The sequence below is a fragment of the Streptomyces sp. NPDC091649 genome (genome assembly GCF_044756785.1).
Taxonomy (GTDB): domain Bacteria; phylum Actinomycetota; class Actinomycetes; order Streptomycetales; family Streptomycetaceae; genus Streptomyces.
Window position 1 is genome coordinate 211,887 of the sequence record NZ_JBIVTR010000012.1, and the last position, 22,880, is coordinate 234,766.

Below are 22,880 nucleotides of genomic sequence, written 5' to 3' on the forward strand. Positions count from 1 at the left end.
AGCGGTGACGAGCGCTGAAGAACAAGGCCGGACACTGAAGTCGGGTTCGGGTACAGAGGTCGGGGAGGGGATCGCGCGTGGCCGCGATGCAGCTGACACGCACGCACCGCATACTCATCGGGGTCGTCGTCGCCGGTGCGGTGCTCATCGCCGCGATCGGTTTCGCGGGTTCCTACGCCGCCGTGCGCGAGCTCGCGGAGGAGAAGGGCTTCGGAAGTTTCTCCGTGGTCTTCCCCATCGGCATCGACGCGGGCATCTGCGTCCTGCTCGCCCTGGACCTCCTGCTCACCTGGATGCGAATCCCGTTCCCGCTGCTGCGCCAGACGGCGTGGCTGCTGACGGCCGCGACGATCGCGTTCAACGGTGCCGCCTCCTGGCCCGACCCGCTGGGCACCGCGATGCACGCGGTGATCCCGGTGCTGTTCGTCGTCTCCGTCGAGGCCGCCCGGCACGCGGTCGGCCGGATCGCGGACATCACGGCCGACAAGCACATGGAGGGGGTGCGCCTCACCCGCTGGCTGCTCTCGCCCGTGCCCACGTTCAAGCTGTGGCGGCGCATGAAGCTGTGGGAGCTGCGCAGTTACGAGCAGGTCATCAAGCTCGAACAGGACCGGCTGATCTACCAGGCGCGCCTCCAGGCCCGCTTCGGCCGCAGTTGGCGACGCAAGGCCCCGGTCGAGTCGATGATGCCGCTGCGGCTGGCGAAGTACGGCGTGCCGCTCGCCGAGACGGCCCCGGCCGGGCTCGCCGCCGCCGGCACCGAACCGGCCCTGCTGCCGCCCGCGCCCAAGGCGGAGCTGCCGTACGAGCCCCGGCAGGAGCAGGCACAGCAGCACCCGCAGCAGCAGCAGGAGGGGCAGGAGCGGCAGCCGACGTCGCTCCAGAAGCAGAGCCCCCAGCAGGATCAGCATCAGCAGGACCGGCAGGACCGGCGGGACCAGCATTCCCAGCAACAGTTCCAGCGTCAGGCCGTGGACGCCGGGGACGCCGGGGAGGTGCCGCCCACCCACGACAGCCCCTGGTTCGCCGCCCAGAAGCTTCCGGAGACCACGCACCCCGGCAGCGCTTACGACGCCCAGCACGCCGAGGGCCTGGAGCCCACCCCGGCGGCCGTCCCCCTGGGTCCCGGCCGCACCCGCCCCCTCGGCGACGTCGGCACGATCGGCGCGGTCCCGCACCCCCGCCGCGAAGGGCTCCCCGAAGACCACCGCGAGGCCCCGGGCCCCGTACAGCAGACCCAGCAGACCCAGCAGACCCAGCAGGCCCGGGAAGTCCAGCAGGCCGCCGACGAGGAGCCGCCCGCCGTGCCCGCCCCCGGGCCCGAGGACGCGCCGCAGCTGGAGGAGTGGTCCCAGGAGGACAACGACTTCGCCGACCGCGCGTACGAGGAGTTCAGCGCGTACACGGACCAGGAGGGCCAGTACCCGAACGTCGAGACCCTCGACATTCACCTGGCCGACCGGCACGACGTGCACCATCCGCGCTCGACCGAGCTGCTCCAGAGCCTGATGCCGCAGTTCAGGGACCACTACATGCAGCGCGTGACGGCCGACCAGGGCGCCTGAGCCGCGCAGCCGCAGCCGCTCAGCACGACGCAAGGGGCCGCCGCCCGGGAGAGATCCCCGGGCGGCGGCCCCTTGTCGTGCGTTCCGCGACGGCGCTACGCGCCCAGCAGCCTCCGGACCCGGTCCGCCCCCACCGCGAGCAGCAGCGTGGGCAGGCGCGGGCCCGTGTCGCGGCTGACGAGCAGCCGGTAGAGCAGCGCGAAGAAGGACCGCTGGGCGGCCTTCAGCTCGGGAGTGGGCTTGGCGTCGGGCTCCAGTCCCGCCAGCACCTTCGGCACGCCGTAGACGAGCGTGGTCAGGCCGTCCAGCGACCAGTGCGTGTCCAGCCCCTCCAGGAGGAGGCGCAGCGACTCGCGGCCCTGCTCGTCCAGCGAGCCCAGCAGCTCCTTGTCCGGCTCGTCCCGGACGATGGTGCGGGCCTCGGCCGGGACCTGGGTGGTGATCCAGTTCTCGGCGCGGTCGAGGCGCGGGCGGGCCTCGTCCAGCGAGGTCAGCGGGTTGTCCGGGTCCAGTTCGCTGAGGATGCGCAGCGTCTGGTCCTCGGCGCCGGCGGTGATGTCGGCGACCGAGGCGAGTGTCCGGTACGGCAGCGGGCGCGGGGTGCTCGGGAGCTCCCCCGCCGCCGTGCGGACGGCCCGGGAGTACGCGGCGGCGTCGGCGGGCAGCACCGTGCCGTCGGCGACCTTGCGGCCCAGCGAGTCCCACTCGTCGTACAGCCGCTGGATCTCCTGGTCGAAGGCGATCTTGAACGACTGGTTGGGCTTGCGGCGGGCGTAGAGCCAGCGCAGCAGCGGCGCTTCCATGATCTCCAGCGCGTCGGCCGGGGTGGGCACCCCGCCCTTGCTGGAGGACATCTTGGCCATGCCGGAGATGCCGACGAAGGCGTACATGGGTCCGATGGGCTGCACGCCGTCGAAGACCTCGCGGACGATCTGGCCGCCGACGACGAAGGAGGAGCCGGGCGAGGAGTGGTCGACGCCGCTGGGCTCGAAGATCACGCCCTCGTAGGCCCAGCGCATCGGCCAGTCGACCTTCCAGACGAGCTTGCCGCGGTTGAACTCGCTGAGGCGGACGGTCTCGGCGTAGCCGCAGGCCGAGCAGGTGTAGTTCAGCTCGGTCGTGTCGTCGTCGTAGGAGGTGACGACGGTGAGGTCCTTCTCGCAGTTGCCGCAGTAGGGCTTGTACGGGAAGTAGCCGGCGCTGTTGCCGCTGCCGTCGTCCTCGTCGGCGGCGCCGGAGCCCTCGGCGGCCTCCAGCTCGGCCTCGTCGGCCTTCTTCTGCTGCTGCGGCTTCTTGCCGCCCTTGCCCTGGGCCGCCGGGTCCTTCTTCGTCCGGTAGCGGTCCAGCACGGCGTCGATGTCGGCGCGGTGCCTCATCGCGTGCAGGATCTGCTCGCGGTAGGTCCCGGCGGTGTACTGCTCCGTCTGGCTGATCCCGTCGTACTCGACGCCCAGCTCGTCCAGGGCCGCCGTCATGGCGGCCTTGAAGTGCTCGGCCCAGTTCGGGTACGCCGAGCCGGCCGGGGCGGGCACCGAGGTCAGCGGCTTGCCGATGTGCTCGGCCCAGGACGCGTCCACGCCCGGGACCCCGTTCGGGACCTTGCGGTAGCGGTCGTAGTCGTCCCAGGAGATCAGGTGGCGCACGGTGTACCCGCGGCGGCGGACCTCGTCGGCGACCAGGTGCGGCGTCATGACCTCGCGGAGGTTGCCGAGGTGGATCGGGCCGGACGGGGACAGGCCGGAGGCGACGACGACCGGTTTGCCAGGCGCACGACGCTCCGATTCGGCGATGACATCGTCCGCGAAGCGGGAGACCCAGTCGGTCTCGGTGCTGGTCTGACTCTCGGCCACGGTCGGCACGTCCTTCTCTCGGCTGTCGTTTCCCGATGGGGTACGGACCATTCTCCCAGCTACCCCCCGCAGCGCGAAAACGGCTTTACGCCCCGTGGGATACTGGAGCGATCCCTTGTACCCCTACGGAAACGGCAGCCCGTCCCATGCCTGAGCACGGCTCGGTCCCCTCCCTCGCTTCCACGCTCCAGCAGCAGCTGGCGGACGCCCTGACGGCAGCTCTGCCGGATGCCGGCGCCGCCGACCCGCTGCTGCGCCGAAGCGACCGGGCCGACTTCCAGGCCAACGGCATCCTGGCGCTCGCCAAGAAGCTCAAGGGCAATCCGCGCGACCTGGCCGCCCAGGTCACCGCCGCTCTCCCGGCGGGCGGCCTGATCCAGGACATCGAGGTCTCCGGTCCCGGCTTCCTCAACATCACGCTCACCGACCGGGCGATCGTCGAGACGCTGGCCGCCCGGGCGGCGGACGCCGGCGGCCGGCTCGGGGTGCCCTCGAACGACGACGCCGGGACGACGGTCATCGACTACGCCCAGCCGAACGTCGCCAAGGAGATGCACGTCGGCCACCTGCGGTCGGCGGTCATCGGCGACGCCATGGTCAAGATCCTGGAGTTCACCGGCGAGAACGTGGTCCGGCGCCACCACATCGGCGACTGGGGCACCCAGTTCGGCATGCTCATCCAGTATCTGATCGAGCACCCGGGCGCGCTGAGGCACGAGGGCGGCGCGACCGACGGCGAGGCGGCGATGTCGACCCTGAACCGGGTCTACAAGGAGTCGCGGGCCCTGTTCGACTCCGACGAGGAGTTCAAGGCCCGCTCCCGGGACCGGGTGGTGGCCCTCCAGGCCGGGGACCCCGAGACGCTCCAGCTGTGGCAGGGCTTCGTCGACGAGTCGAAGATCTACTTCCACTCGGTGTTCGACAAGCTCGACATGGAGATCAGCGACCCGGACATCGTCGGTGAGTCCGGCTACAACGACATGCTGGAGGAGACCTGCCGCATCCTGGAGGAGACGGGGGTCGCCGTCCGCTCCGAGGGTGCGCTGTGCGTGTTCTTCGACGATGTGAAGGGCCCGGACGGCAACAAGGTCCCGCTCATCGTGAAGAAGACGAACGGCGGCTACGGCTACGCGGCCACCGACCTCTCCGCGATCCGGAACCGGGTGCGGGACCTCAAGGCGGACACCCTGCTGTACGTGGTGGACGCACGGCAGTCGCTGCACTTCAAGATGGTCTTCGAGACGGCACGCCGGGCGGGCTGGCTGGGCGACGGCGTCAAGGCCGTACAGCTGGCGTTCGGCACGGTCCTCGGCAAGGACGGCAAGCCGTTCAAGACCCGCGAGGGGGAGACCGTGCGGCTGGAGGACCTCCTCGACGAGGCGGTCGACCGGGCCACGGCCGTCGTCCGGGACAAGGCCGAGAAGGTGGGCCTGTCCGAGGAGGAGATCGTCGAGAACGGCCGGTACGTCGGCATCGGCGCCGTGAAGTACGCGGACCTGTCGACCTCCGCCGTACGGGACTACAAGTTCGACCTGGACCAGATGGTGGCGCTGCACGGCGACACGTCGGTGTACCTCCAGTACGCGTACGCCCGGATCCAGTCGATCCTGCGCAAGGCGGGGGACGCGGTCCCGGCCGCCCACCCGGAGCTGGAGCTGGCCCCGGCGGAGCGGGCGCTCGGTCTGCACCTGGACCAGTTCGGCGAGGTGCTCTCCGAGGTCGCGGCGGGTTACGAGCCGCACAAGCTGGCCGCGTACCTCTACCAGCTGGCGTCCCACCTGACGACGTTCTACGACCAGTGCCAGGTGCTCAGCCCGGACAACGCCCCGGAGGTCGTCGAGAACCGCCTCTTCCTGGTGGAGCTGACCGCCCGCACCCTGCACCGGGGGATGGCGCTGCTGGGCATCCGGACGCCCGAGCGGCTCTGACCCCGCACCCGGCTGTACGTACGTCGGCCCCGGCACCGTCACAGGCGCCGGGGCCTTCGCGTACGCATCAGCTCACTGCGGGCGGCCCAGCGCCCACCCCGACACGTCGGAGAGGCGTCCGCGCCACAGCGGCAGGGAGACCGGGTTCAGGGAACCGGCGGCGAGCGTGACGTCCCGCAGATGGATCCAGCGGGGCAGCCGGCCCGCCTCCGCGTCCTCGCCGGCGCGCAGTTCCCGCACGCCCTGGTCGACCGTCTCGGGGAAACCGGCGAGCAGATTGGCCCCCTCCCCCTCGACCTGGCGCAGGCTCCGGGCCCACTCGGCCTTCCACTGCTCGTGCCCGATGAGATCCCCGTGCAGCGGGCCGCCCGGGTGCGTGAGGGTGAGGGGCAGGCTGGAGCGCGGGTCCTCGTCGAGGAGCTGGATGAGCAGCTGTAGCTGAAGGTCGGGCAGGGGTTCGGTGATCACCGCGGCGGACGGCGCCGGTGAGGTGTCGGCGGTGGCGCTCATGGGCCCTTCCCTTCACATGGCGGACGGGGGTCGTCCTCTCCGCCTGCCCGGCGAACGCGGGAGCACGCCCCGGGGAGCAGGCCGGCCTCAGCGGCAGCACGCCCCCAGGACGGGCCCGGCCTCAGAGGAAGCGCCGGATGGGCACGACGGCCGCTTCCCGGGCCCGCTGGAGGAGGTCACGGCGCTTCCACCGGCCGCGCTCGATCAGCACGCTCCGCTCCCGGTCCTCGGCGAAGTGGCCGTCGAGGGTGGCGGTGAAGTCACGGTCCAGGACGGCGAGCATCACCTCCTCGTCGTGGTCGAGCGAGCGCCGGTTGAAGTTGGTGGAGCCGATGAGGCTCGCGATCCGGTCCACGGTGAGGGTCTTGGCGTGCAGCATCGTCGGCTGGTACTGGTAGATCTTCACGCCGCAGTCGGTCAGGTCCTCGTAGAAGCGCTGGCCGGCGAGCTGGCAGACCCGCTTGTCGGTGTGCGGGCCGGGCAGCAGGATCTCGACCTCCACCCCGCGCCGGGCGGCGTCGCAGAGGAGCCCGGTGAAGTAGGCGTCGGGGGCGAAGTAGGCGGTGGTGAGCCGGACGCGTTCCTCGGCGGACTCCAGGACGACCCGTATCAGGGTCTGCATGTCCTGCCAGCCGAAGGACGCGGAGCCGCGTACGACCTGGACGACGGCGTCCCCGTGGTGCTCGCCGACGACGAACCGGTCGCGCTCGTCGAACAGCTCCTCGTGGCACTCCGCCCAGTTCTGGGCGAACGCGGCGGCCAGGCCGTCGACGGCGGGGCCGGTGACCCGGACGTGGGTGTCGCGCCACTCGTGCTCGTTTCGGGCGTCGCCGCACCATTCCTCGGCGATCCCGACACCGCCGGTGAAGGCGGTGCGCTCGTCGACGACGAGGACCTTGCGGTGGCAGCGGTGGTTCTGCTTGAGCGGCGAGAGGTAGAGGGGCTTGCGGAACCAGGTCACGGTGACTCCGGCCCGGTCCATCAGCTCCAGCTGGTCCTTCTCGATGAGCCGGCAGCCGAAGCCGTCGAGCATGAGCCGCACCCGGACGCCGGCACGGGCCCGCTCGGCAAGCGTCTCCGCGAACCGGAGTGCTATGTCACCGCGCCAGTAGACGAATGTCATCAGGTCCACGGTGTGCTCGGCGCCCCGGATGGCCTCCAGCATCGCGCCGAAGATCTCGTCCCCGTTGCGGAGCGGGAGAAGGGCGTTGCCCTCGGTGGCGGCGATGCCGATCAGCCGCTCCAGCCTGCGCCGGAGCCGCAGGGACCGCTCCTCGCAGGTACGGGCGTCCAGCGCCGTGGGGTCGGGGGCTTCGGCGGTCGCGGCCATGGGGTCACCTGCGGGGACGAGGGCGGGGCGGCGGTCCGGCGGGAAGCCGGGCACACCGCGAGGGGCCCGGCGACTGTACTCCTGTGCGCATACGGACGGAATTCGGACACCTTTCCGTCGCCGGGGGCGGGACGGGCCGGCGCCCGGCCGCCCCGGGCCACCCCGGGCCACCCCGGGCCACGACGAGCCACGACGAGCCACGACGAGCCACGACGAGCCACAACGGGCCACGACGGGAGAGCGGCGAGGAGAACCTCAGTTGCTGAGCTCCCAGCCGGACTCGGCGTTGCCGTACACGTACTCCGGCCGCCCCTTCATCCCGCTGGTGCGGAACGGCTTGCCGTGGTCGTCGATCCGCAGGGTCCCCTCACGCCCGCCGCTGCTCCACTCCAGCTCCAGGTACCAGGTGACGTCGTACCCCACGGCCTTCATGTCGAGGTTGAAGACCTCCACGTCCTCGGACGACACCTTGTACGGGAAGTCCACCGCCGGGACCACCGTGTCCCCCTGCGTCCCCGGCACCGGGCGGAGGGTGGGGTGCCCGGCGTCGAGGTGGGAGGCGAAGGTCTGGGGCATGATCCCGCTGCCGCAGCCGTTGCCCATCAGATACGCCGACCAGGGCAGCGGAGCCTTGCGGGACACGACGCGTACGTGCATGCCCTTGAGGACGACCGCCTCGCGGGATGTGCCCTGCACGGTCAGCTGGAGCAGCATGCTCCCGGCGTCGACCCCGCCGTACGACTCCGCCCAGCCGCGCCGGTCCTGCGGCGGGGGCGGCGGATCGACCTCGTCGGGCTCGCGGTCGACCAGATAGTGCTGGCCGCAGGGCTCGTCCCAGTTGTACGAGGAGATGCTGACGGTCGGCGGGGCTCCGAGGCCCGTGGCCTTCCCCGGCCCTGCCGGGCCGGAGCCGGCCGAGGGCTTCGCGGACGGCGGCGCCGAGGGGGAGGCGGTGGAGCTCGCCGGAGGAGCGGCCGAGCCGGGGCTGCCGGAGGGCCGGGGGGTACCCGGGGCGGAGCCCTCCGGCAACGCCGCGGGACCCGCGCCCGCACCCTGCACCCGGTCGGCGGCGACGTCGCCGTCCTTCTTCTGCGACCCGACGAGATCGGCGGCCACGACGCCGGTGGGCACGAGGAGGGCGGCCACCCCGGCGGCGGCGATGAGCACCCGCGTACGCCGGGAGAGCCCGGACCACCGGGACGGCGGCCGGCCGTCACCGGCGCCACGGGCCCCGTCCGACGTGACGGACGGCTCGGCTGGCGAGGCCGCGGGAACGGCCGGGGTGACGGGACCCGGCGCGTCGACGGAGGCGGGCACGGGGCGGGATCCAGGGGCAGGCGCCGGAATCTCCCCCGCCGGAGGCCGCCGCCGCGCCGCGTCCGCCACGATCCACCGCCGGTGCACCTCCACCATCTCGTCGCCGGACGCCCCGCACAGCCGCGCGAACCGCTCCACCGGGGCGAACTCGTTCGGCACCGCGTCCCCGTTGCAGTACCGGTGAAGAGTCGACGTGCTGACGTGCAGCTTCCCCGCCAGGGCGCCGTAGCTGCGCCCCGAACGGTCTTTCAGATCCTTCAGCAGAGCCGCGAACTCCACGGCCTCCGGCGTCGCCACGACGGCGTTCCCCTTCCTCGTGCGTCCCGGAACGGCGTTCCAGGGACGCGGAATCCCCGCAGGTCACCGTACGCGTAGACGTTCCAGCATCCCCAATGGTTCGGCAGGCGTTGCGGCCGGAATCCGCCGTGCCACAAGCTCGGACCAGACCACAGCACGGACCGGCCGTTCAACCGGATCAGCACATCAACCGAGTACGGGGAGTACCACCGCCATGCGCACCAACCGCATCCGCACCACCGCCCTCGCCACCACCGCCCTCGTGGCCGCCCTCTCGCTCACCGCCTGTGGCGGCGAGGACAAGGCCATGGGGACCAAGGCAGCCGGCTCGACCGGGACGGCGGCCCCCGCGGCGACGAGCACCGAGGCCACCGACACCGCCGACGCCACGGCACAGCCCGACGCGCCGAAGGCCGGCGCCCCCGACACGCAGACCGTCCCCGCCGGAGGGAAGCACGCGGGCGGCAACGGCAACGGCGCCGGCAACAGCAAGAAGCCGGAGATCGCGCCGAACGTGAAGGCGGCGGCCTCGATCCCGGCCTGCACGACCACCAACTCCCAGGTGAAGGTCTCCTCGGTGAGCCGCCCGATCAACCACCTGCTGCTCACCGTGACCAACACCGGCTCCACCGACTGCGCCGCCTACTACGCACCGTTCCTCCGCTTCGACGACGCGCAGGCCGTGTACCCGGTCTACGACGACAGCAAGCCGCAGGCGGTCGTCACGCTCTCCCCCGGCGAGAAGGCGTACGCCGGCATCGCGCTCCTCGGGGAGCCCGGCGAGAACGAGCCGGTCAAGAGCGACAACCTCGGCGTCACCATGGTCGACAGGAACAACCAGCCGAAGGGCGAGTCCACGCTGAAGCTCCCGGCGGAGACCTTCACGGACAGCCTGGGCTTCGTCACCTACTGGCAGTCGGACGTCGAGACCGCCCTGATGTACTGAGCGGACGCGGTAGCCCGGGCCAGTGCCTGACGTGCGGTAACTGTGCGCGACCCGTACACATTTCTTGTACGGGTCGCGCAGGCGTGAAGTGGGTTCCGGGGTGGGAGTGGGAACCGTATGCACCCCAGAAAGCGACAGCGTAAGAACGCGTCGACCATGAAGCTCGTGGGCAAGCTGCTGGCCCGTTTCCGCAAGGAGGCGGGCCTCACGCAGACCGAACTCGCCCAAGCGGCAGGCGTACAGGAGGACACGATCGCCTCCGTCGAGCAGGGCAGGCGCTCGCTCGTCCCGGATCTGGCGGAGACGATCGACGATCTGCTGGACACCAAGGGCGCGCTGGCGACGGCGGTCGACAACATGCCGGAAGTCGACCTGATCCCGCTGTGGGCCGAGGACTACATCGACATGGAACAGGACGCGCTGGCGCTGTCCTGGTACGACAACCAGGTCATCCCGGGCCTCCTCCAGACGAGGGCGTACGCACAGGCGGTGTTCAGCAACAAGGTCCCGGTCTACAGCCAGGAGGAGATCGAGACGCAGACGGCGACGCGACTGCAACGCCAGCAGATCCTGGACCGGAAGAAGCCGCCGACCACCAGCATCGTGATCTGGGAACCGGTCCTGATGATGAAACTGACGTCGGACGAGGACCACCGGGAGCAGCTCCGCCACCTCTACGCGATGGCCCAACTCCCGGGCGTCTGCCTCCAGGTGCTCCCGCTCGACAGCCGGGTCCACGCGGGCATCGACGGCCCCTTCATCCTCCTGGAAACACCGGACCACCAACACGTCGCGTACACGGAGACCCAGCGCGGCAGCCAGCTGATCTCCGACCGGAACGAGGTCAGCATCCTCGCCCAGAAATATGCGATGCTGCGAGCCCAGGCGCTCAGCCCCGTGGAGACCCTGCGCCTGCTGGCACGCTTACTGGGAGAGACATGAGCACCGCACTGAACTGGTTCAAGTCGAGCTACAGCGGCAGCGAAGGCGGCGCGTGCCTCGAAGTCGCCTACGACTGGCGGAAGTCGAGCTACAGCGGCGACGAAGGCGGGCAGTGCGTCGAGATCGCCGCCCACCCCGCCGCCGTCCACGTCCGTGACTCCAAGGACATCGAAGGCCCGACGTTCACCGTCGCGCCCACGGCCTGGTCGGCGTTCGCCGCCTACGCGGCCACCGCCTGACCCCGCACCGCCGTCATCCCGCCCGGACCGTCTCGTAACGGAGCAGCACGACCCCGTTCCCGAAGGTCCGGGTCTCCAGCAGCCGGAGCATCTGCCGCTCCTCCGCGTCCCGGAAGAACGGGCGGCCCCGGCCGAGGATGACGGGGTGGACGTAGATCCGGTACTCGTCGATCAGGTCGAACCGCCGGAACGACTCCACCAGGTCCGCCCCGCCGACCACCAGGTCCCCCGAAGCGGCGTCCCGCAGACCGCGCACCTGCTCGGGGGCGACCTCGTGCAGCAGCGTCGCGTTCGGCCCCACGCTCTCCAGCGTCCGCGAGAAGACGAACTTCGGCATGTTCCGCCAGATGCCCGCGAACTCGGCCATCGGCCCATCGCTGTCCGGGCCCTGATCGGCGGTCGGCCAGAACTCCTCCATCAGCTGGTAGGTGACGCGCCCCTCGACGAAGCCGCCCATCGTCCGGAGGTAGTCGTTGAAGTGCTGGTGCACCTCCTCGTCGACGGTGTGCCAGTCGATGTCCTGGTCGGGCCCTTCGAAGAAGCCGTCGAGGGAGAGCGAGATGGACGTGACGATCCTGTTCACGGCGGCTCCTGCCGGTATCGGCCCGGCCGACGGTGGGCGGCCGAGCGGCGTGCAACCGGACTCGACGATAGGCCCGGGCACTGACAGCCCGGTCGACATCCGCCGGACACGCCCTAGCCGCGCCCGTCCCGCCGTACGTACCCCGGCCCGCTCCCCCGTACGGCCCCCCGCCGGTCCAGCTCCTCCCGCCAGTCCCGCTCGACCGGCTCGTCCGGCCGTACGGTCTCCGCCAGCGACGCGAGGATCGGCTCGGCGGTGGCCCAGAGCAGCGCGCCGCCGACCCCCGGCACGACCGTGCGCCGCGCCCCGGGGATACGGGAGACGAGCCGGCGGCCGAGGTCGGGCGAGTGGGAGGCGTCCTCCTCGCCGTACCAGACCTCGACCGGGACGGTGATCGCCCCGAGGTCGATGGGCCAGCGCCCCATCGCGAGCACGGCGTCCCGGGCGTACCCGGCCGCCGCCGCGCCCTGGGAGAACGCCTCGTCGAGGGCGCGGCCGTAGGCGGCGGCGAAGCCGGGGTCCTCGTACACGGCGAGGTCGCACGCCGGGCTTCCGGCCAGAACCATCCGCCGCATCGCGTCCGCGTCGAACCCGGCGAACACCTTCTCCGCGCCGACCGGGTCCTTTGCCACCCGCGCGACCAGGTCCCGCAGATCGTCGGGGAGGGCGGCGGCGAACTCGGGGGCCGCGATCTCGTCGGCGGCCGAGACGAGCGTCAGCGCGGAGACGAGGCCCGCCGCCGCGCAGGCGAGGGCGAAGGGCGCGCCCTGGGAGTTCCCGAGCATGGCGGGACGCGGGCCCAGTCCGCGCAGCGCGATCAACTCCCGTATGTCGTCCGCGAAGTCCGCGAAGGTCCGGTCGGGCGCGGGCGTGGAGACCCCGAGTCCGGGACGGTCCACCGAGACCAGCCGGACGCCCTCCGCTTCGACGGCCCCGGCCCCGATCCCGAGCCACCGGCTGGTCGCGGCCCCGGGGCAGAGCAGGACGGGCAGCCCGTCCTCCGGCCCCCACTCGGCCCATCCGAGGACCCTCCCGTCGGAGAGGCGGGTGGTTCCGATGCGGGCGGGATCGTCGACGTACAGGCTCATGCTCGACATCATTATCCAGCCACCATCGCCGCGCACCGGCTTTCGGTCCCCGGGCACGTCGGGACGGCCAAAGAGCCCGCAGAGCGCCGCCGCCGGTGTCCGCGGCCCGCAGGCCACCGGCGGCGAAGAGGTCGTCGTACGTGAAGGTCGCCGCCCCTCACGTTGTCAGTGCCGCCGCTTAGGCTCACCAGCATGGCGACGCTCCCCAATCCCCTGCCCTCCCTGGCCGCTTCCGGCCTGGACCTCCCGCCCGGCTCCCTGGTGGACGCCACGCTGGACGGCCCCTGGCACGAGCCGCTGCTCTGGTACGCGGACGGCCCGGCGGCCCCGCGCGACTGGCCGGACCTGCGGGCGGCCGGGCGGCGGGTCGGGCTGCTGCCGGTGCTGGTCACGGGCGGCCGGCGCGACCAGTGGCCCGAGGACTGGGACCTCTGCCCGGACGGCACGTCGTATCCCGGCGACCACGACGCCGAAGAGGTGCTGGCGGGCTACTGGACGGAGTACGCGGACGACGGGACGGTCGACGGCACGGCGTCCGGGGAGGGCGAGGAGCAGCCCGGGGGCCCCGGTTCCTGGCCCGGCCTCGCGCCCGCCCCCGCCCGGGAGGCGGCCGAGGACGCGGACACGGCGGCCGCGGGCCTCGCGGGCGTGATCGCCGCCGACGCGGACGAGTGGCCCGGCGGGGCCCGCATGGCCCTCGTTCCGGCCCGCCGCAGCGCCGACATACCGGCGGCGATCGGCTGGTCGGGCCCGATGAACCACGAGAACGACGTGGCCCGGCTCTGCGCGGTGCTCCGCTCCTGGGAGGACCGGTACGCCGCCCGGGTCGTGGTGCTCGGCTTCGACACGATGATCGTCTCCGTGGGCCGCCCGCCCGCCACGATCGAGGAGGCCCGCGCCCTGGCCGCCGAGCACTACGCCTTCTGCCCGGACAACATCGACCAGTCCCCGCCGCACGACCTCGACGTGTACGCCGAGAAGGCCGTGCTCGACCAGGAAGCGTGGTCGTTCTGGTGGGACTGAACACGACGGAAGCGGGCACGGGCAACGGCCGTCCGGCCGGGCCTCACCGCCGCCCGCCTCGCCCCCGACGACGACCTGCTCGCGGGCGCCCGCCCCGACCTCACCGGTAGCGAGGGCGGGCTCGGCGATCTCTACCACCGCTACCGCACCCCGGCCCCCGGGCAGCGCCCGCTTCTCCGTCGAGGAGGCCCGCCGGCTCCAGGGGACCGGGAGCGGGCGGGCCGTGCACCGCTACAGGCTGAGCAGCCGGCTCAGCGCCGCGCGTCCCGTCCCAGCCACTGGGCGGCCTCGGTCGCCCAGTAGGTGAGGATCAGCTGCGCCCCGGCCCGGCGGATACCGGTCAGGCTCTCCAGGATCGCCTTGTCCCGGTCGATCCAGCCCTTCTCGGCGGCGGCCTCGATCATCGCGTACTCGCCGCTGATCTGGTACGCCGCGACCGGCACGTCCACGGACTCCGCGACCTTGGCGAGGATGTCCAGATACGGTCCGGCGGGCTTCACCATCACCATGTCCGCGCCCTCCGCCAGGTCCAGCGCCAGCTCCCGCAGCGACTCGCGGGCGTTGGCCGGGTCCTGCTGGTAGGTCTTGCGGTCGCCGGTGAGCGAGGAGCCCACGGCTTCGCGGAAGGGGCCGTAGAAGGCGGAGGAGTACTTCGCGGTGTAGGCGAGGACCGCCACGTCCTCGTACCCGGTCTGGTCCAGGGCGTCGCGGATCACGCCGACCTGGCCGTCCATCATGCCGCTGGGGCCCACCACATGGGCCCCGGCGTCCGCCTGGACCTGGGCCATCTCCGCGTACCGCTCCAGGGTCGCGTCGTTGTCCACCCGGCCGTCCGCCGTCAGGACCCCGCAGTGGCCGTGGTCGGTGTACTCGTCCAGGCACAGGTCCGACATCACCACGAGGTCGTCGCCGACCTCCTCGCGGACCGCGCGCAGTCCGGCCTGGAGGATTCCGTCCGGGTCCGTGCCCGCCGTGCCCCGGGCGTCCTTCTTCGCGTCCTCCGGCACCCCGAAGAGCATGATCCCCGAGACCCCGGCCGAGACCGCCTCGACGGCCGCCTTCCGCAGGGTGTCCAGGGTGTGCTGGTGCACGCCGGGCATGGCCGAGATGGCGACCGGGGCGTCGATGCCCTCCCGCACGAACGCGGGAAGGATCAGGTTCGCGGGGTCGAGCCGTGTCTCGGCGACCATTCGCCGCATCGCCGGGGTCGTCCGCAGCCGCCGGGGGCGGGAGCCGGGGAAGTTTCCGTACGCAGTCATCCTTCGACGATAGACCCGTACGCAGTCAGGTCTTACCGACACCCGCGCCGGGAAAGGCCCGCGAACAGGCCGGAGAACGGCGGCGGGCCCGGCCGCCGAAGCGACCGGGCCCACTCACCGTCGTACTGCTACGTCGTCGTCCGACGCCTGCGCGCGCCCGGGCGCCGCTCGCTCGGCCGGGTCACCGGGTCGCCGGCCTCCCTGGCCGCGTCCCGGCGCTGCGCGCCGAAGGCGGCGAGCGCCTCGGCGAGCTTGTGCACGGACGGCTCCGGGGACAGCACGTCGACCCGCAGGCCGTGCTCCTCGGCGGTCTTCGCGGTGGCCGGGCCGATGCACGCGATCACGGTCACGTTGTGCGGCTTGCCCGCGATGCCGACCAGGTTGCGGACGGTCGAGGACGAGGTGAACAGGACCGCGTCGAAGCCGCCGCCCTTGATCGCCTCGCGGGTGTCGGCCGGCGGCGGCGAGGCGCGGACCGTGCGGTACGCGGTGACGTCGTCGACCTCCCAGCCCAGCTCGATGAGCCCAGCCACCAGGGTCTCGGTGGCGATGTCGGCGCGCGGCAGGAACACCCGGTCGATCGGGTCGAAGACCGGGTCGTAGGGCGGCCAGTCCTCCAGCAGTCCGGCGGCGGACTGCTCGCCGGAGGGGACCAGGTCCGGCTTCACGCCGAAGTCGATCAGCGCGGCGGCGGTCTGCTCGCCGACGGCGGCGACCTTGATCCCGGCGAAGGCGCGGGCGTCGAGCCCGTACTCCTCGAACTTCTCCCGGACCGCCTTGACGGCGTTCACGCTGGTGAAGGCGATCCACTCGTAGCGCCCGGTGACCAGACCCTTGACCGCGCGCTCCATCTGCTGCGGCGTACGCGGCGGCTCGACGGCGATCGTCGGGACCTCGTGCGGCACCGCACCGTAGGAACGCAGCTGGTCGGAGAGCGACGCGGCCTGCTCCTTCGTACGCGGGACGAGCACCTTCCAGCCGAACAGCTGCTTGGACTCGAACCACGCGAGCTGGTCGCGCTGCGCGGCGGAGCTGCGCTCTCCGACCACGGCTATGACCGGCCGGTGGCCCTCGGGCGAGGGCAGCACCTTGGCCTGCTTGAGGACCTGGGCGATCGTCCCGAGGGTCGCCGTCCAGGTGCGCTGGCGGGTGGTGGTGCCCGCGATCGTCACGGTGAGCGGGGTGTCGGGCTTGCGCCCCGCGGAGACCAGCTCACCGGCGGCGGCGGCGACCGAGTCCAGCGTGGTGGAGACGACGGCGGTCGCGTCGCTCGCGCCGACCTCGCTCCAGCACCGGTCGGAGGCCGTACGGGCGTCGACGAAGCGGACGTCCGCGCCCTGCGCGTCCCGCAGCGGCACTCCGGCGTACGCGGGCACGCCGACGGCGTTCGCGATGCCCGGGACGACCTCGAAGGGCACCCCGGCGGCGGCGCAGGCGAGCATTTCCGCCCCCGCGTCCCCGTCCAGGCCCGGGTCGCCCGCGACAGCACGGACCACCCGCCTGCCGCCCTTCGCGGACTCCATGACAAGATTGGCCGCATCCCTGAGAACGGGTACACCGGCGGTTGTTGACGAGACGTCAACAACGGTCAGCTCAGGGGTGCTCACGCCTGCCCGCGCATGGCTGCGAACGACGTCGAGCACATCGGGCTCGGCGACAAGGACGTCCGCGCTCGCGAGCGCCTCGACGGCGCGCAGCGTCAGCAGTCCCGGGTCGCCGGGACCGGCGCCGAGGAAGGTGACCTGGCCTTGGGCGGACAGGACCGGAAAGTCGGATGCGGCGGGGCCGGTGGGGCTCAAAGTGCTCGCTCCCCCATAAGACCGGCCGCACCCTTGGCGAGCATCTCGGACGCGAGTTCGCGACCGAGGGCCGCCGCGTCGTCGTGCGACGTGGGGACGGGACCGGTGGTGGACAGCTGTACCAGCGAGGAACCGTCGGTGCTACCGACGACTCCGCGCAGGCGCAGTTCGTTGACAACCTGTCCGTCGACCAGGAGGTCGGCCAGCGCACCCACAGGTGCGGAGCAGCCGGCCTCCAGGGCGGCGAGCAGGGCACGCTCGGCGGTCACGGCGACCCGGGTGTACGGGTCGTCGAGCTCGGCGAGCGCGGCGGCGAGGTCGGCGCTGGACGCGGCGCACTCGATCGCCAGTGCTCCCTGGCCGGGAGCGGGCAGGACGGTGTCGACCGGCAGGAAGTCGGTCACCTCACCACTCCGGCCGAGACGGCTGAGCCCGGCGGCGGCGAGAACCACCGCGTCGAGCTCCCCGTCGCGCACGAACCCGATCCGCGTGTCGACGTTGCCCCGGATGGGGACGGTCTCGATCCGCAGTCCGTGGGACCGGGCGTACGCGTTGAGCTGCGCCATGCGGCGCGGCGAACCGGTGCCGATGCGCGTGCCGGACGGCAGCTGCCGGAACGTCAGGCCGTCCCGGGCGATCAGCGCGTCGCGCGGGTCCTCGCGCTGCGGCACCGCCGCCAGGACGAGGTCGTCGGGCTGGCTGGTCGGCAGGTCCTTGAGCGAGTGGACCGCGAAGTCCACCTCGCCCCGCAGCAGCGCCTCGCGCAGCGCCGCGACGAACACGCCGGTGCCGCCGATCTGAGCCAGGTGCTCGCGGGAGGTGTCCCCGTACGTGGTGATCTCGACGAGCTCGACGGCGCGCCCGGTCACCTCGCGAACCGCCTCTGCGACGAGTCCGGACTGGGCCATGGCGAGCTTGCTGCGCCGGGTGCCCAGCCGGAGCGGCGCGGAGTTCCGCGCGTCCGGGGATGAGTTGTCGGTCATGACCGCCCTCTATTCGGGTCGTTCAGGTCTGCCCGGGAGACGGCGGCCACCGTCTGCGGGTCGAGGTCGAAGAGTTCTCGCAGCGCGTCCGCGTACCCGGCGCCGCCGGGCTCGCTGGCGAGCTGCTTGACCCGCACGGTGGGCGCGTGCAGGAGTTTGTCGACGACGCGGCGCACGGTCTGCGTGATCTCGGCGCGCTGCTTCTCGTCCAGGTCGGGGAGGCGGCCGTCCAGCCGCGCGATCTCGCCGGCGACCACGCCGGCGGCCATGGTGCGCAGGGCGACCACGGTCGGGGCGACGTGCGCGGCGCGCTGGGCGGCGCCGAAGGCGGCCACCTCGTCGGACACGATGGTGCGGACCCGGTCCACGTCGGCGGCCATCGGGGCGTCGGCGGACGCCTCGGCGAGCGACTCGATGTCGACGAGGCGCACCCCGTCGATGCGGTGGGCGGCGCCGTCGATGTCGCGCGGCATGGCGAGGTCGAGCAGGGCGAGCCGGACCGGGCCGGCCGACGGGGCGGGCGCGGCGGCGCGGCGCGGCGCGGCCGCCGGGCGGGCCTGCGCGGCGGAGGCGGCGGAACCGTTCTCGACCCAGGCGGCGTGCTGGTCCACGTCGGCCGGGGCCGGGGTGACGGTGACCGCCGGGCTCTCGGGCGCGGGGGCCGGGGCGGCGCCCAGGGCGTCGGCGAGGGCGTCGGCGGTGAGCACGAGGCCGGTGGAACCGGTGCAGGAGACGACGATGTCGGCACGTGTCAGTTCGCCGCCGACCGCGGACATCTCGACGGCGTGGGCCCGTACCGCGGTGTCGTCGCCCTGCTGGAGGATCTCCACCAGGCGGTCCGCGCGGGAGCGGGTCCGGTTGGCGACGACGATCTCGGCGACGCCGGTCCGGGCGAGGGTCGCGGCGGCCAGCGAGGACATCGAGCCCGCGCCGATGACGAGGGCGCGCTTGCCGGCCGCCCAGCGCTCGGGGTCGGCGCCGGCGGCGAGCTGCTGGAGCCCGAAGGTGACGAGGGACTGCCCGGCCCGGTCGATCCCGGTCTCGCTGTGGGCGCGCTTGCCGACCCGCAGGGCCTGCTGGAAGAGGTCGTTCAGCAGCCGTCCGGCGGTGTGCAGCTCCTGGCCGCGCGCGAGCGCGTCCTTGATCTGGCCGAGGATCTGCCCCTCGCCGACGACCATCGAGTCAAGACCGCAGGCCACCGAGAAGAGGTGGTGGACGGCCCGGTCCTCGTAGTGCACATAGAGATACGGAGTGAGCTCCTCCAGACCGACGCCGCTGTGCTGGGCGAGCAGGGTGGACAGCTCGGCGACGCCCGCGTGGAACTTGTCCACGTCGGCGTACAGCTCGATGCGGTTGCAGGTGGCCAGCACGGCGGCCTCGGTCGCGGGTTCCGCGGCGAGGGTGTCCTGGAGCAGCTTGGCCTGGGTCTCGGCAGCGAGGGAGGCCCGTTCCAGTACGGAGACGGGGGCGCTGCGGTGGCTCAGCCCGACGACGAGGAGGCTCATGCCGGCATCACGGCGGGCATGTCCCCGTCAGGTCCCTTCCGGCTCGCGGGCGTGGCGCGCATCGGGGGCGCGCCCTCGTCCTCGGCGCCGGCGTCCTCGCCGGCCTTGCGCTGCTCGTGGAAGGCGAGGATCTGGAGCTCGATGGAGAGGTCGACCTTGCGCACATCGACGCCCTCGGGCACCGACAGCACGGTCGGCGCGAAGTTCAGGATGGACGTCACACCGGCGGCGACGAGCCGGTCGCAGACCTGCTGGGCCGCGCCGGGCGGGGTGGTGATCACGCCGATGGACACACCGTTGTCGCTGATGATCCGGTCCAGGTCGTCCGTGTGCTGGACGGCGATCCCGGCCACCGGCGTACCGGCCATGGCGGGGTCGGCGTCGATCAGCGCGGCGACCCGGAAGCCGCGGGAGGCGAATCCGCCGTAGTTGGCGAGGGCCGCGCCGAGGTTTCCGATGCCGACGATGGCGACCGGCCAGTCCTGGGTGAGCCCGAGCTCGCGCGAGATCTGGTAGACGAGATACTCGACGTCGTACCCGACACCGCGGGTGCCGTAGGAACCCAGATAGCTGAAGTCCTTGCGCAGCTTCGCCGAGTTGACGCCGGCCGCCGTGGCCAGCTCCTCGGAGGAGACCGTGGGGACCGATCGCTCGGAAAGCGCGGTGAGGGCGCGCAGATACAACGGAAGTCGGGCGACGGTGGCCTCGGGAATTCCTCGGCTACGGGTCGCCGGTCGGTGAGTTCGGCCAGTTGCCACGGTGCTCCTGCGGGATGAGCGGGGCTGCAGGCGGCCGTATGTCCCAGGACCGCCCCGTCGAATGCAGGCTATGCCTTTGTGAACGCGTGCACAAAGATGGTGTCCGTTTTGTCCGGTCAAAGTGACCGGGGTCACGCACATTCCCCGCGCGATCCCGGAACCAGCGGCCGCGGGGGCCCGTTGCAGCCTCGAAGAGGGCAAAGCAGTACACACTCCTCACGCCTACGCCCCCGAGGCCACCCAAAACGCCCACAATGTTAACCGGGTTTCGTCTCCGCACCCAGCGCCTTGCGCAGCCTCACCGGATCCACGCGCCAGAACGTGTGCTGTTCGTCATCGATCAGTACCACCGGAATCTGCTCCCAGTACTTCTTGTACAGCTCCTCGTCCTCGGTGATGTCCTTCTCCACCCACGAGGCGCCGGCCTCCGCGCAGACCTCGCTCACCACCGCCCGCGCGTCCTCGCACAGATGACAGCCGGGCTTCCCCACCAGCGTGACCACATGCTCGGCGGGCTTCTTCCTCATACGTCGCAGCAGAGCGCTCATGCCTTCATTCTGCGCCCGCGGACCGCCGCCCCGGACCGCCCGGAATCACCCGATTCACCGTTCCGACCCACAGCGTTCACACTCGCGCATCGCGGCAGGTCCGGCAGGTACGGGCGAACTGGCTATGCTCACCGCATGGCCGCTCTTGGATGGCTCACACCCCGTAGGCGTTCCGCTACCGCACGGAGCGTCCTGGCAGGCGAGGCCGCCGCCGAGGCCGCACGCCTGACCTCGGCCGCCGACGAAGACTCCGCCCTCCTGACCAAGACGCCGGAAGGCGCGGACGCCGCCCCGCCCGGGGAACCCGCGTTCCCGGTCGCCGGGGACGACCGCGCCGCCGCCTTCTTCGACCTCGACAACACCGTGATGCAGGGCGCCGCGATCTTCCACTTCGGCCGCGGCCTCTACAAGCGGAAGTTCTTCGAACGCCGCGAGCTCACCCGGTTCGCCTGGCAGCAGGCGTGGTTCCGGCTGGCCGGCGTCGAGGACCCCGAGCACATGCAGGACGCCCGCGACAGCGCCCTGTCCATCGTCAAGGGCCACCGCGTCTCCGAGCTGATGTCCATCGGCGAGGAGATCTACGACGAGTACATGGCCGACCGGATCTGGCCCGGCACCCGCGCCCTGGCCCAGGCCCACCTCGACGCCGGGCAGAAGGTCTGGCTGGTCACGGCCGCCCCCGTGGAGACGGCCACCATCATCGCCCGCCGCCTCGGCCTGACCGGGGCGCTCGGCACCGTCGCCGAATCGGTCGACGGCGTCTACACCGGCCGCCTGGTCGGCGAACCGCTGCACGGCCCCGCCAAGGCCGAGGCCGTCCGCGCGCTGGCCGCCGCCGAGGGCCTGGACCTGGAGCGCTGCGCCGCCTACAGCGACTCGCACAACGACATCCCGATGCTCTCGCTGGTCGGCCACCCCTACGCGATCAACCCGGACACCAAGCTCCGCAAGTACGCCCGCGCCCGCGACTGGCGGCTGCGCGACTACCGCACCGGCCGCAAGGCGGCCAGGGTCGGCATCCCGGCCGCCGCCGGGGTCGGCGCCCTCGCGGGCGGCACCGCCGCCGCCGTCGCGCTGCACCGCCGCCGCCGCTGACCCGCCTTCCCCCCGCCTCACGCGCCCCGCCCCGCGCCCGCCCGCACCCGGGACCGGTCGCGGGGCGCAGCCACGCCCGGAGCCGAGCGCCCGATCACAAGCCGTTCCACCGGCGTGGGCGGCACCCCTCCGGCCAGCCGCGTCACCGGCGTCCGGCCACAACCCGTCGCCCCCGTAGGCAGATCACGAAGTAATCCGATCAATAAACGTTCACCATGTGCTACTGGATGTGTCACTTAGCGATAAGAGAAACGACGGAACCGGTGATTTAGGCAACTGGGTGTAGCACTGCCTGCACGAAGCGTTATTCTCCTCAGACGCATCACGGAGACCGCCACTCGCTACCACGGGTGACGTTTTTCGAACTGCTCGTGATGGAAGCTCTGCCTCTGGGAGTCCCGTGTACCCACACGTCGGGGTTGACGCCTCGGGCCTGGCTACGCTGCGTGCATCGGTCATTGACCGCTTGCGCGGCTTCGTCCCCACCGCGTACGCCGTCCCCGCTTTTGCCACCCCTGCACCTGCCGGCCCCTGCTATGCCCTGGCCGAACGCAGTGCGGCGGTCGGAAGACGCGGCACCCGCGCCGCCTCGACCGCTTCGACCACCTCGACCGTCCGCCGTCCCACCGCCGACAGCGACAGCGCGCGCATGATGGATCTCGTCGAGCGCGCGCAGGCCGGCGAGGCGGACGCCTTCGGCCGCCTGTACGACCAGTACAGCGACACCGTGTACCGCTACATCTACTACCGCGTGGGCGGCAAGGCCACCGCGGAGGACCTCACCAGCGAGACCTTCCTCCGCGCGCTGCGCCGCATCTCCACGTTCACCTGGCAGGGCCGCGACTTCGGCGCCTGGCTGGTCACCATCGCTCGCAACCTGGTCGCCGACCACTTCAAATCCAGTCGCTTCCGACTGGAAGTGACCACCGGCGAGATGCTCGACGCCAACGAGGTGGCGCGCAGCCCCGAGGACTCCGTCCTGGAGTCCCTCTCCAACGCCGCCCTGCTCCAGGCCGTGCGGCGACTCAACCCCCAGCAGCAGGAGTGCGTCACCCTGCGGTTCCTCCAGGGCCTGTCGGTCGCGGAGACCGCCCGGGTGATGGGCAAGAACGAGGGCGCGATCAAGACCCTCCAGTACCGAGCCGTACGGACGCTCGCCCGACTCCTGCCGGACGACGCCCGCTGACCGGACCTCCGCGTGACCGTCCCGCCACGCCCTGGTCCGATCATCTTTCGTGCGTAACCCAAGTGCCGCGCAGCTCGTTGTGCCGGTTGCAGGCCCCCTGTCGTCACCCCCTGTCCGTATCCACTCACT

General features: G+C 72.0%; 20 protein-coding genes. 8 read left to right on the forward strand and 12 right to left on the reverse strand.

The features are described 5' to 3' along the window. Window positions 1–77 precede the first annotated feature (77 nt). Entirely contained in the window at window positions 78–1,565 is a 1,488-nt protein-coding gene (locus ACIQMU_RS21510) for a DUF2637 domain-containing protein (protein WP_402689463.1), read from the forward strand. 95 nt (window positions 1,566–1,660) lie between these two features. Here the strand turns inward: ACIQMU_RS21510 and lysS are convergent, their stop codons facing one another. Continuing rightward, window positions 1,661–3,424 carry a lysine--tRNA ligase gene (lysS, locus tag ACIQMU_RS21515; protein ID WP_402689464.1) on the reverse strand — a complete coding sequence of 588 codons (1,764 nt, stop codon included), beginning with the start codon at window positions 3,422–3,424 and terminating at the stop codon, window positions 1,661–1,663. A 137-nt stretch (window positions 3,425–3,561) separates the two neighbouring features. Here lysS and argS point away from each other — a divergent pair, with 137 nt between their 5' ends. Then, on the forward strand, window positions 3,562–5,343 hold the full coding sequence (gene argS / locus ACIQMU_RS21520) for an arginine--tRNA ligase (protein WP_352240152.1): 1,782 nt from the start codon (window positions 3,562–3,564) through the stop codon (window positions 5,341–5,343). A 72-nt stretch (window positions 5,344–5,415) separates the two neighbouring features. Here the strand turns inward: argS and ACIQMU_RS21525 are convergent, their stop codons facing one another. The 3 genes from ACIQMU_RS21525 to ACIQMU_RS21535 form a co-directional block, all read right to left on the reverse strand. Next, a complete protein-coding gene (locus ACIQMU_RS21525; RefSeq protein WP_402689465.1) occupies window positions 5,416–5,853 on the reverse strand; it encodes a hypothetical protein in 438 nt (145 codons plus the stop codon). Window positions 5,854–5,974: 121 nt separating this feature from the next. Then, entirely contained in the window at window positions 5,975–7,183 is a 1,209-nt protein-coding gene (locus ACIQMU_RS21530; protein ID WP_352240154.1) for a phospholipase D-like domain-containing protein, read from the reverse strand. 255 nt (window positions 7,184–7,438) lie between these two features. Then, window positions 7,439–8,797 (reverse strand): helix-turn-helix domain-containing protein, encoded by a 1,359-nt coding sequence (locus tag ACIQMU_RS21535; protein ID WP_352240155.1) that lies wholly within the window; start codon window positions 8,795–8,797, stop codon window positions 7,439–7,441. 214 nt (window positions 8,798–9,011) lie between these two features. Here ACIQMU_RS21535 and ACIQMU_RS21540 point away from each other — a divergent pair, with 214 nt between their 5' ends. From ACIQMU_RS21540 to ACIQMU_RS21550, 3 genes are all read left to right on the forward strand, one after another. Beyond that, the gene (locus ACIQMU_RS21540) at window positions 9,012–9,743 is read left to right on the forward strand and encodes a DUF4232 domain-containing protein (protein ID WP_402689466.1); all 732 of its coding nucleotides are present in this window, start codon (window positions 9,012–9,014) and stop codon (window positions 9,741–9,743) included. A 156-nt stretch (window positions 9,744–9,899) separates the two neighbouring features. Then, the gene (locus tag ACIQMU_RS21545; RefSeq protein ID WP_402689467.1) at window positions 9,900–10,685 is read left to right on the forward strand and encodes a helix-turn-helix domain-containing protein; all 786 of its coding nucleotides are present in this window, start codon (window positions 9,900–9,902) and stop codon (window positions 10,683–10,685) included. Next, window positions 10,682–10,924, forward strand: a complete 243-nt coding sequence (locus tag ACIQMU_RS21550; RefSeq protein ID WP_018961587.1) for a DUF397 domain-containing protein — start codon at window positions 10,682–10,684, stop codon at window positions 10,922–10,924. Before ACIQMU_RS21545 ends, ACIQMU_RS21550 begins: the two co-directional genes overlap by 4 nt. 13 nt (window positions 10,925–10,937) lie before the next feature. Here the strand turns inward: ACIQMU_RS21550 and ACIQMU_RS21555 are convergent, their stop codons facing one another. Beyond that, window positions 10,938–11,507 carry a dihydrofolate reductase family protein gene (locus tag ACIQMU_RS21555; protein ID WP_402689468.1) on the reverse strand — a complete coding sequence of 190 codons (570 nt, stop codon included), beginning with the start codon at window positions 11,505–11,507 and terminating at the stop codon, window positions 10,938–10,940. Window positions 11,508–11,620: 113 nt separating this feature from the next. Further along, window positions 11,621–12,595, reverse strand: coding sequence for an alpha/beta hydrolase (locus tag ACIQMU_RS21560; RefSeq protein ID WP_352240160.1), 975 nt, complete (start codon window positions 12,593–12,595; stop codon window positions 11,621–11,623). Window positions 12,596–12,787: 192 nt separating this feature from the next. On the opposite strand from ACIQMU_RS21560, the gene ACIQMU_RS21565 reads away from it, so the two are divergent. Next, a complete protein-coding gene (locus ACIQMU_RS21565) occupies window positions 12,788–13,618 on the forward strand; it encodes a DUF4253 domain-containing protein (protein ID WP_402689469.1) in 831 nt (276 codons plus the stop codon). A 251-nt stretch (window positions 13,619–13,869) separates the two neighbouring features. On the opposite strand, the gene hemB is transcribed toward ACIQMU_RS21565, so the two are convergent. The 6 genes from hemB to ACIQMU_RS21595 all read right to left on the reverse strand — a co-directional run bounded on the left by hemB (window position 13,870) and on the right by ACIQMU_RS21595 (window position 20,470). Beyond that, window positions 13,870–14,877, reverse strand: a complete 1,008-nt coding sequence (gene hemB, locus ACIQMU_RS21570) for a porphobilinogen synthase (protein WP_352240162.1) — start codon at window positions 14,875–14,877, stop codon at window positions 13,870–13,872. A 128-nt stretch (window positions 14,878–15,005) separates the two neighbouring features. After that, window positions 15,006–16,676, reverse strand: coding sequence for a bifunctional uroporphyrinogen-III C-methyltransferase/uroporphyrinogen-III synthase (locus ACIQMU_RS21575; protein ID WP_352240163.1), 1,671 nt, complete (start codon window positions 16,674–16,676; stop codon window positions 15,006–15,008). Beyond that, complete coding sequence (hemC, locus tag ACIQMU_RS21580) at window positions 16,673–17,659, reverse strand: hydroxymethylbilane synthase (protein WP_352240164.1); 987 nt, start codon at window positions 17,657–17,659, stop codon at window positions 16,673–16,675. The genes ACIQMU_RS21575 and hemC overlap by 4 nt, the downstream gene beginning before the upstream one ends. Continuing rightward, complete coding sequence (locus ACIQMU_RS21585) at window positions 17,656–19,164, reverse strand: glutamyl-tRNA reductase (RefSeq protein WP_352240165.1); 1,509 nt, start codon at window positions 19,162–19,164, stop codon at window positions 17,656–17,658. Before ACIQMU_RS21585 ends, hemC begins: the two co-directional genes overlap by 4 nt. Then, complete coding sequence (locus ACIQMU_RS21590) at window positions 19,161–19,922, reverse strand: redox-sensing transcriptional repressor Rex (protein ID WP_352240166.1); 762 nt, start codon at window positions 19,920–19,922, stop codon at window positions 19,161–19,163. The genes ACIQMU_RS21585 and ACIQMU_RS21590 overlap by 4 nt, the downstream gene beginning before the upstream one ends. Window positions 19,923–20,179: 257 nt before the next feature. Next, window positions 20,180–20,470, reverse strand: coding sequence for a glutaredoxin family protein (locus ACIQMU_RS21595; protein WP_352240167.1), 291 nt, complete (start codon window positions 20,468–20,470; stop codon window positions 20,180–20,182). 135 nt (window positions 20,471–20,605) lie between these two features. On the opposite strand from ACIQMU_RS21595, the gene ACIQMU_RS21600 reads away from it, so the two are divergent. Both ACIQMU_RS21600 and ACIQMU_RS21605 read left to right on the forward strand, forming a co-directional pair. Further along, entirely contained in the window at window positions 20,606–21,565 is a 960-nt protein-coding gene (locus tag ACIQMU_RS21600; RefSeq protein ID WP_352240168.1) for an HAD-IB family hydrolase, read from the forward strand. 400 nt (window positions 21,566–21,965) lie between these two features. Then, the gene (locus ACIQMU_RS21605) at window positions 21,966–22,751 is read left to right on the forward strand and encodes an ECF subfamily RNA polymerase sigma factor, BldN family (RefSeq protein ID WP_352240169.1); all 786 of its coding nucleotides are present in this window, start codon (window positions 21,966–21,968) and stop codon (window positions 22,749–22,751) included. Window positions 22,752–22,880 lie beyond the last annotated feature (129 nt).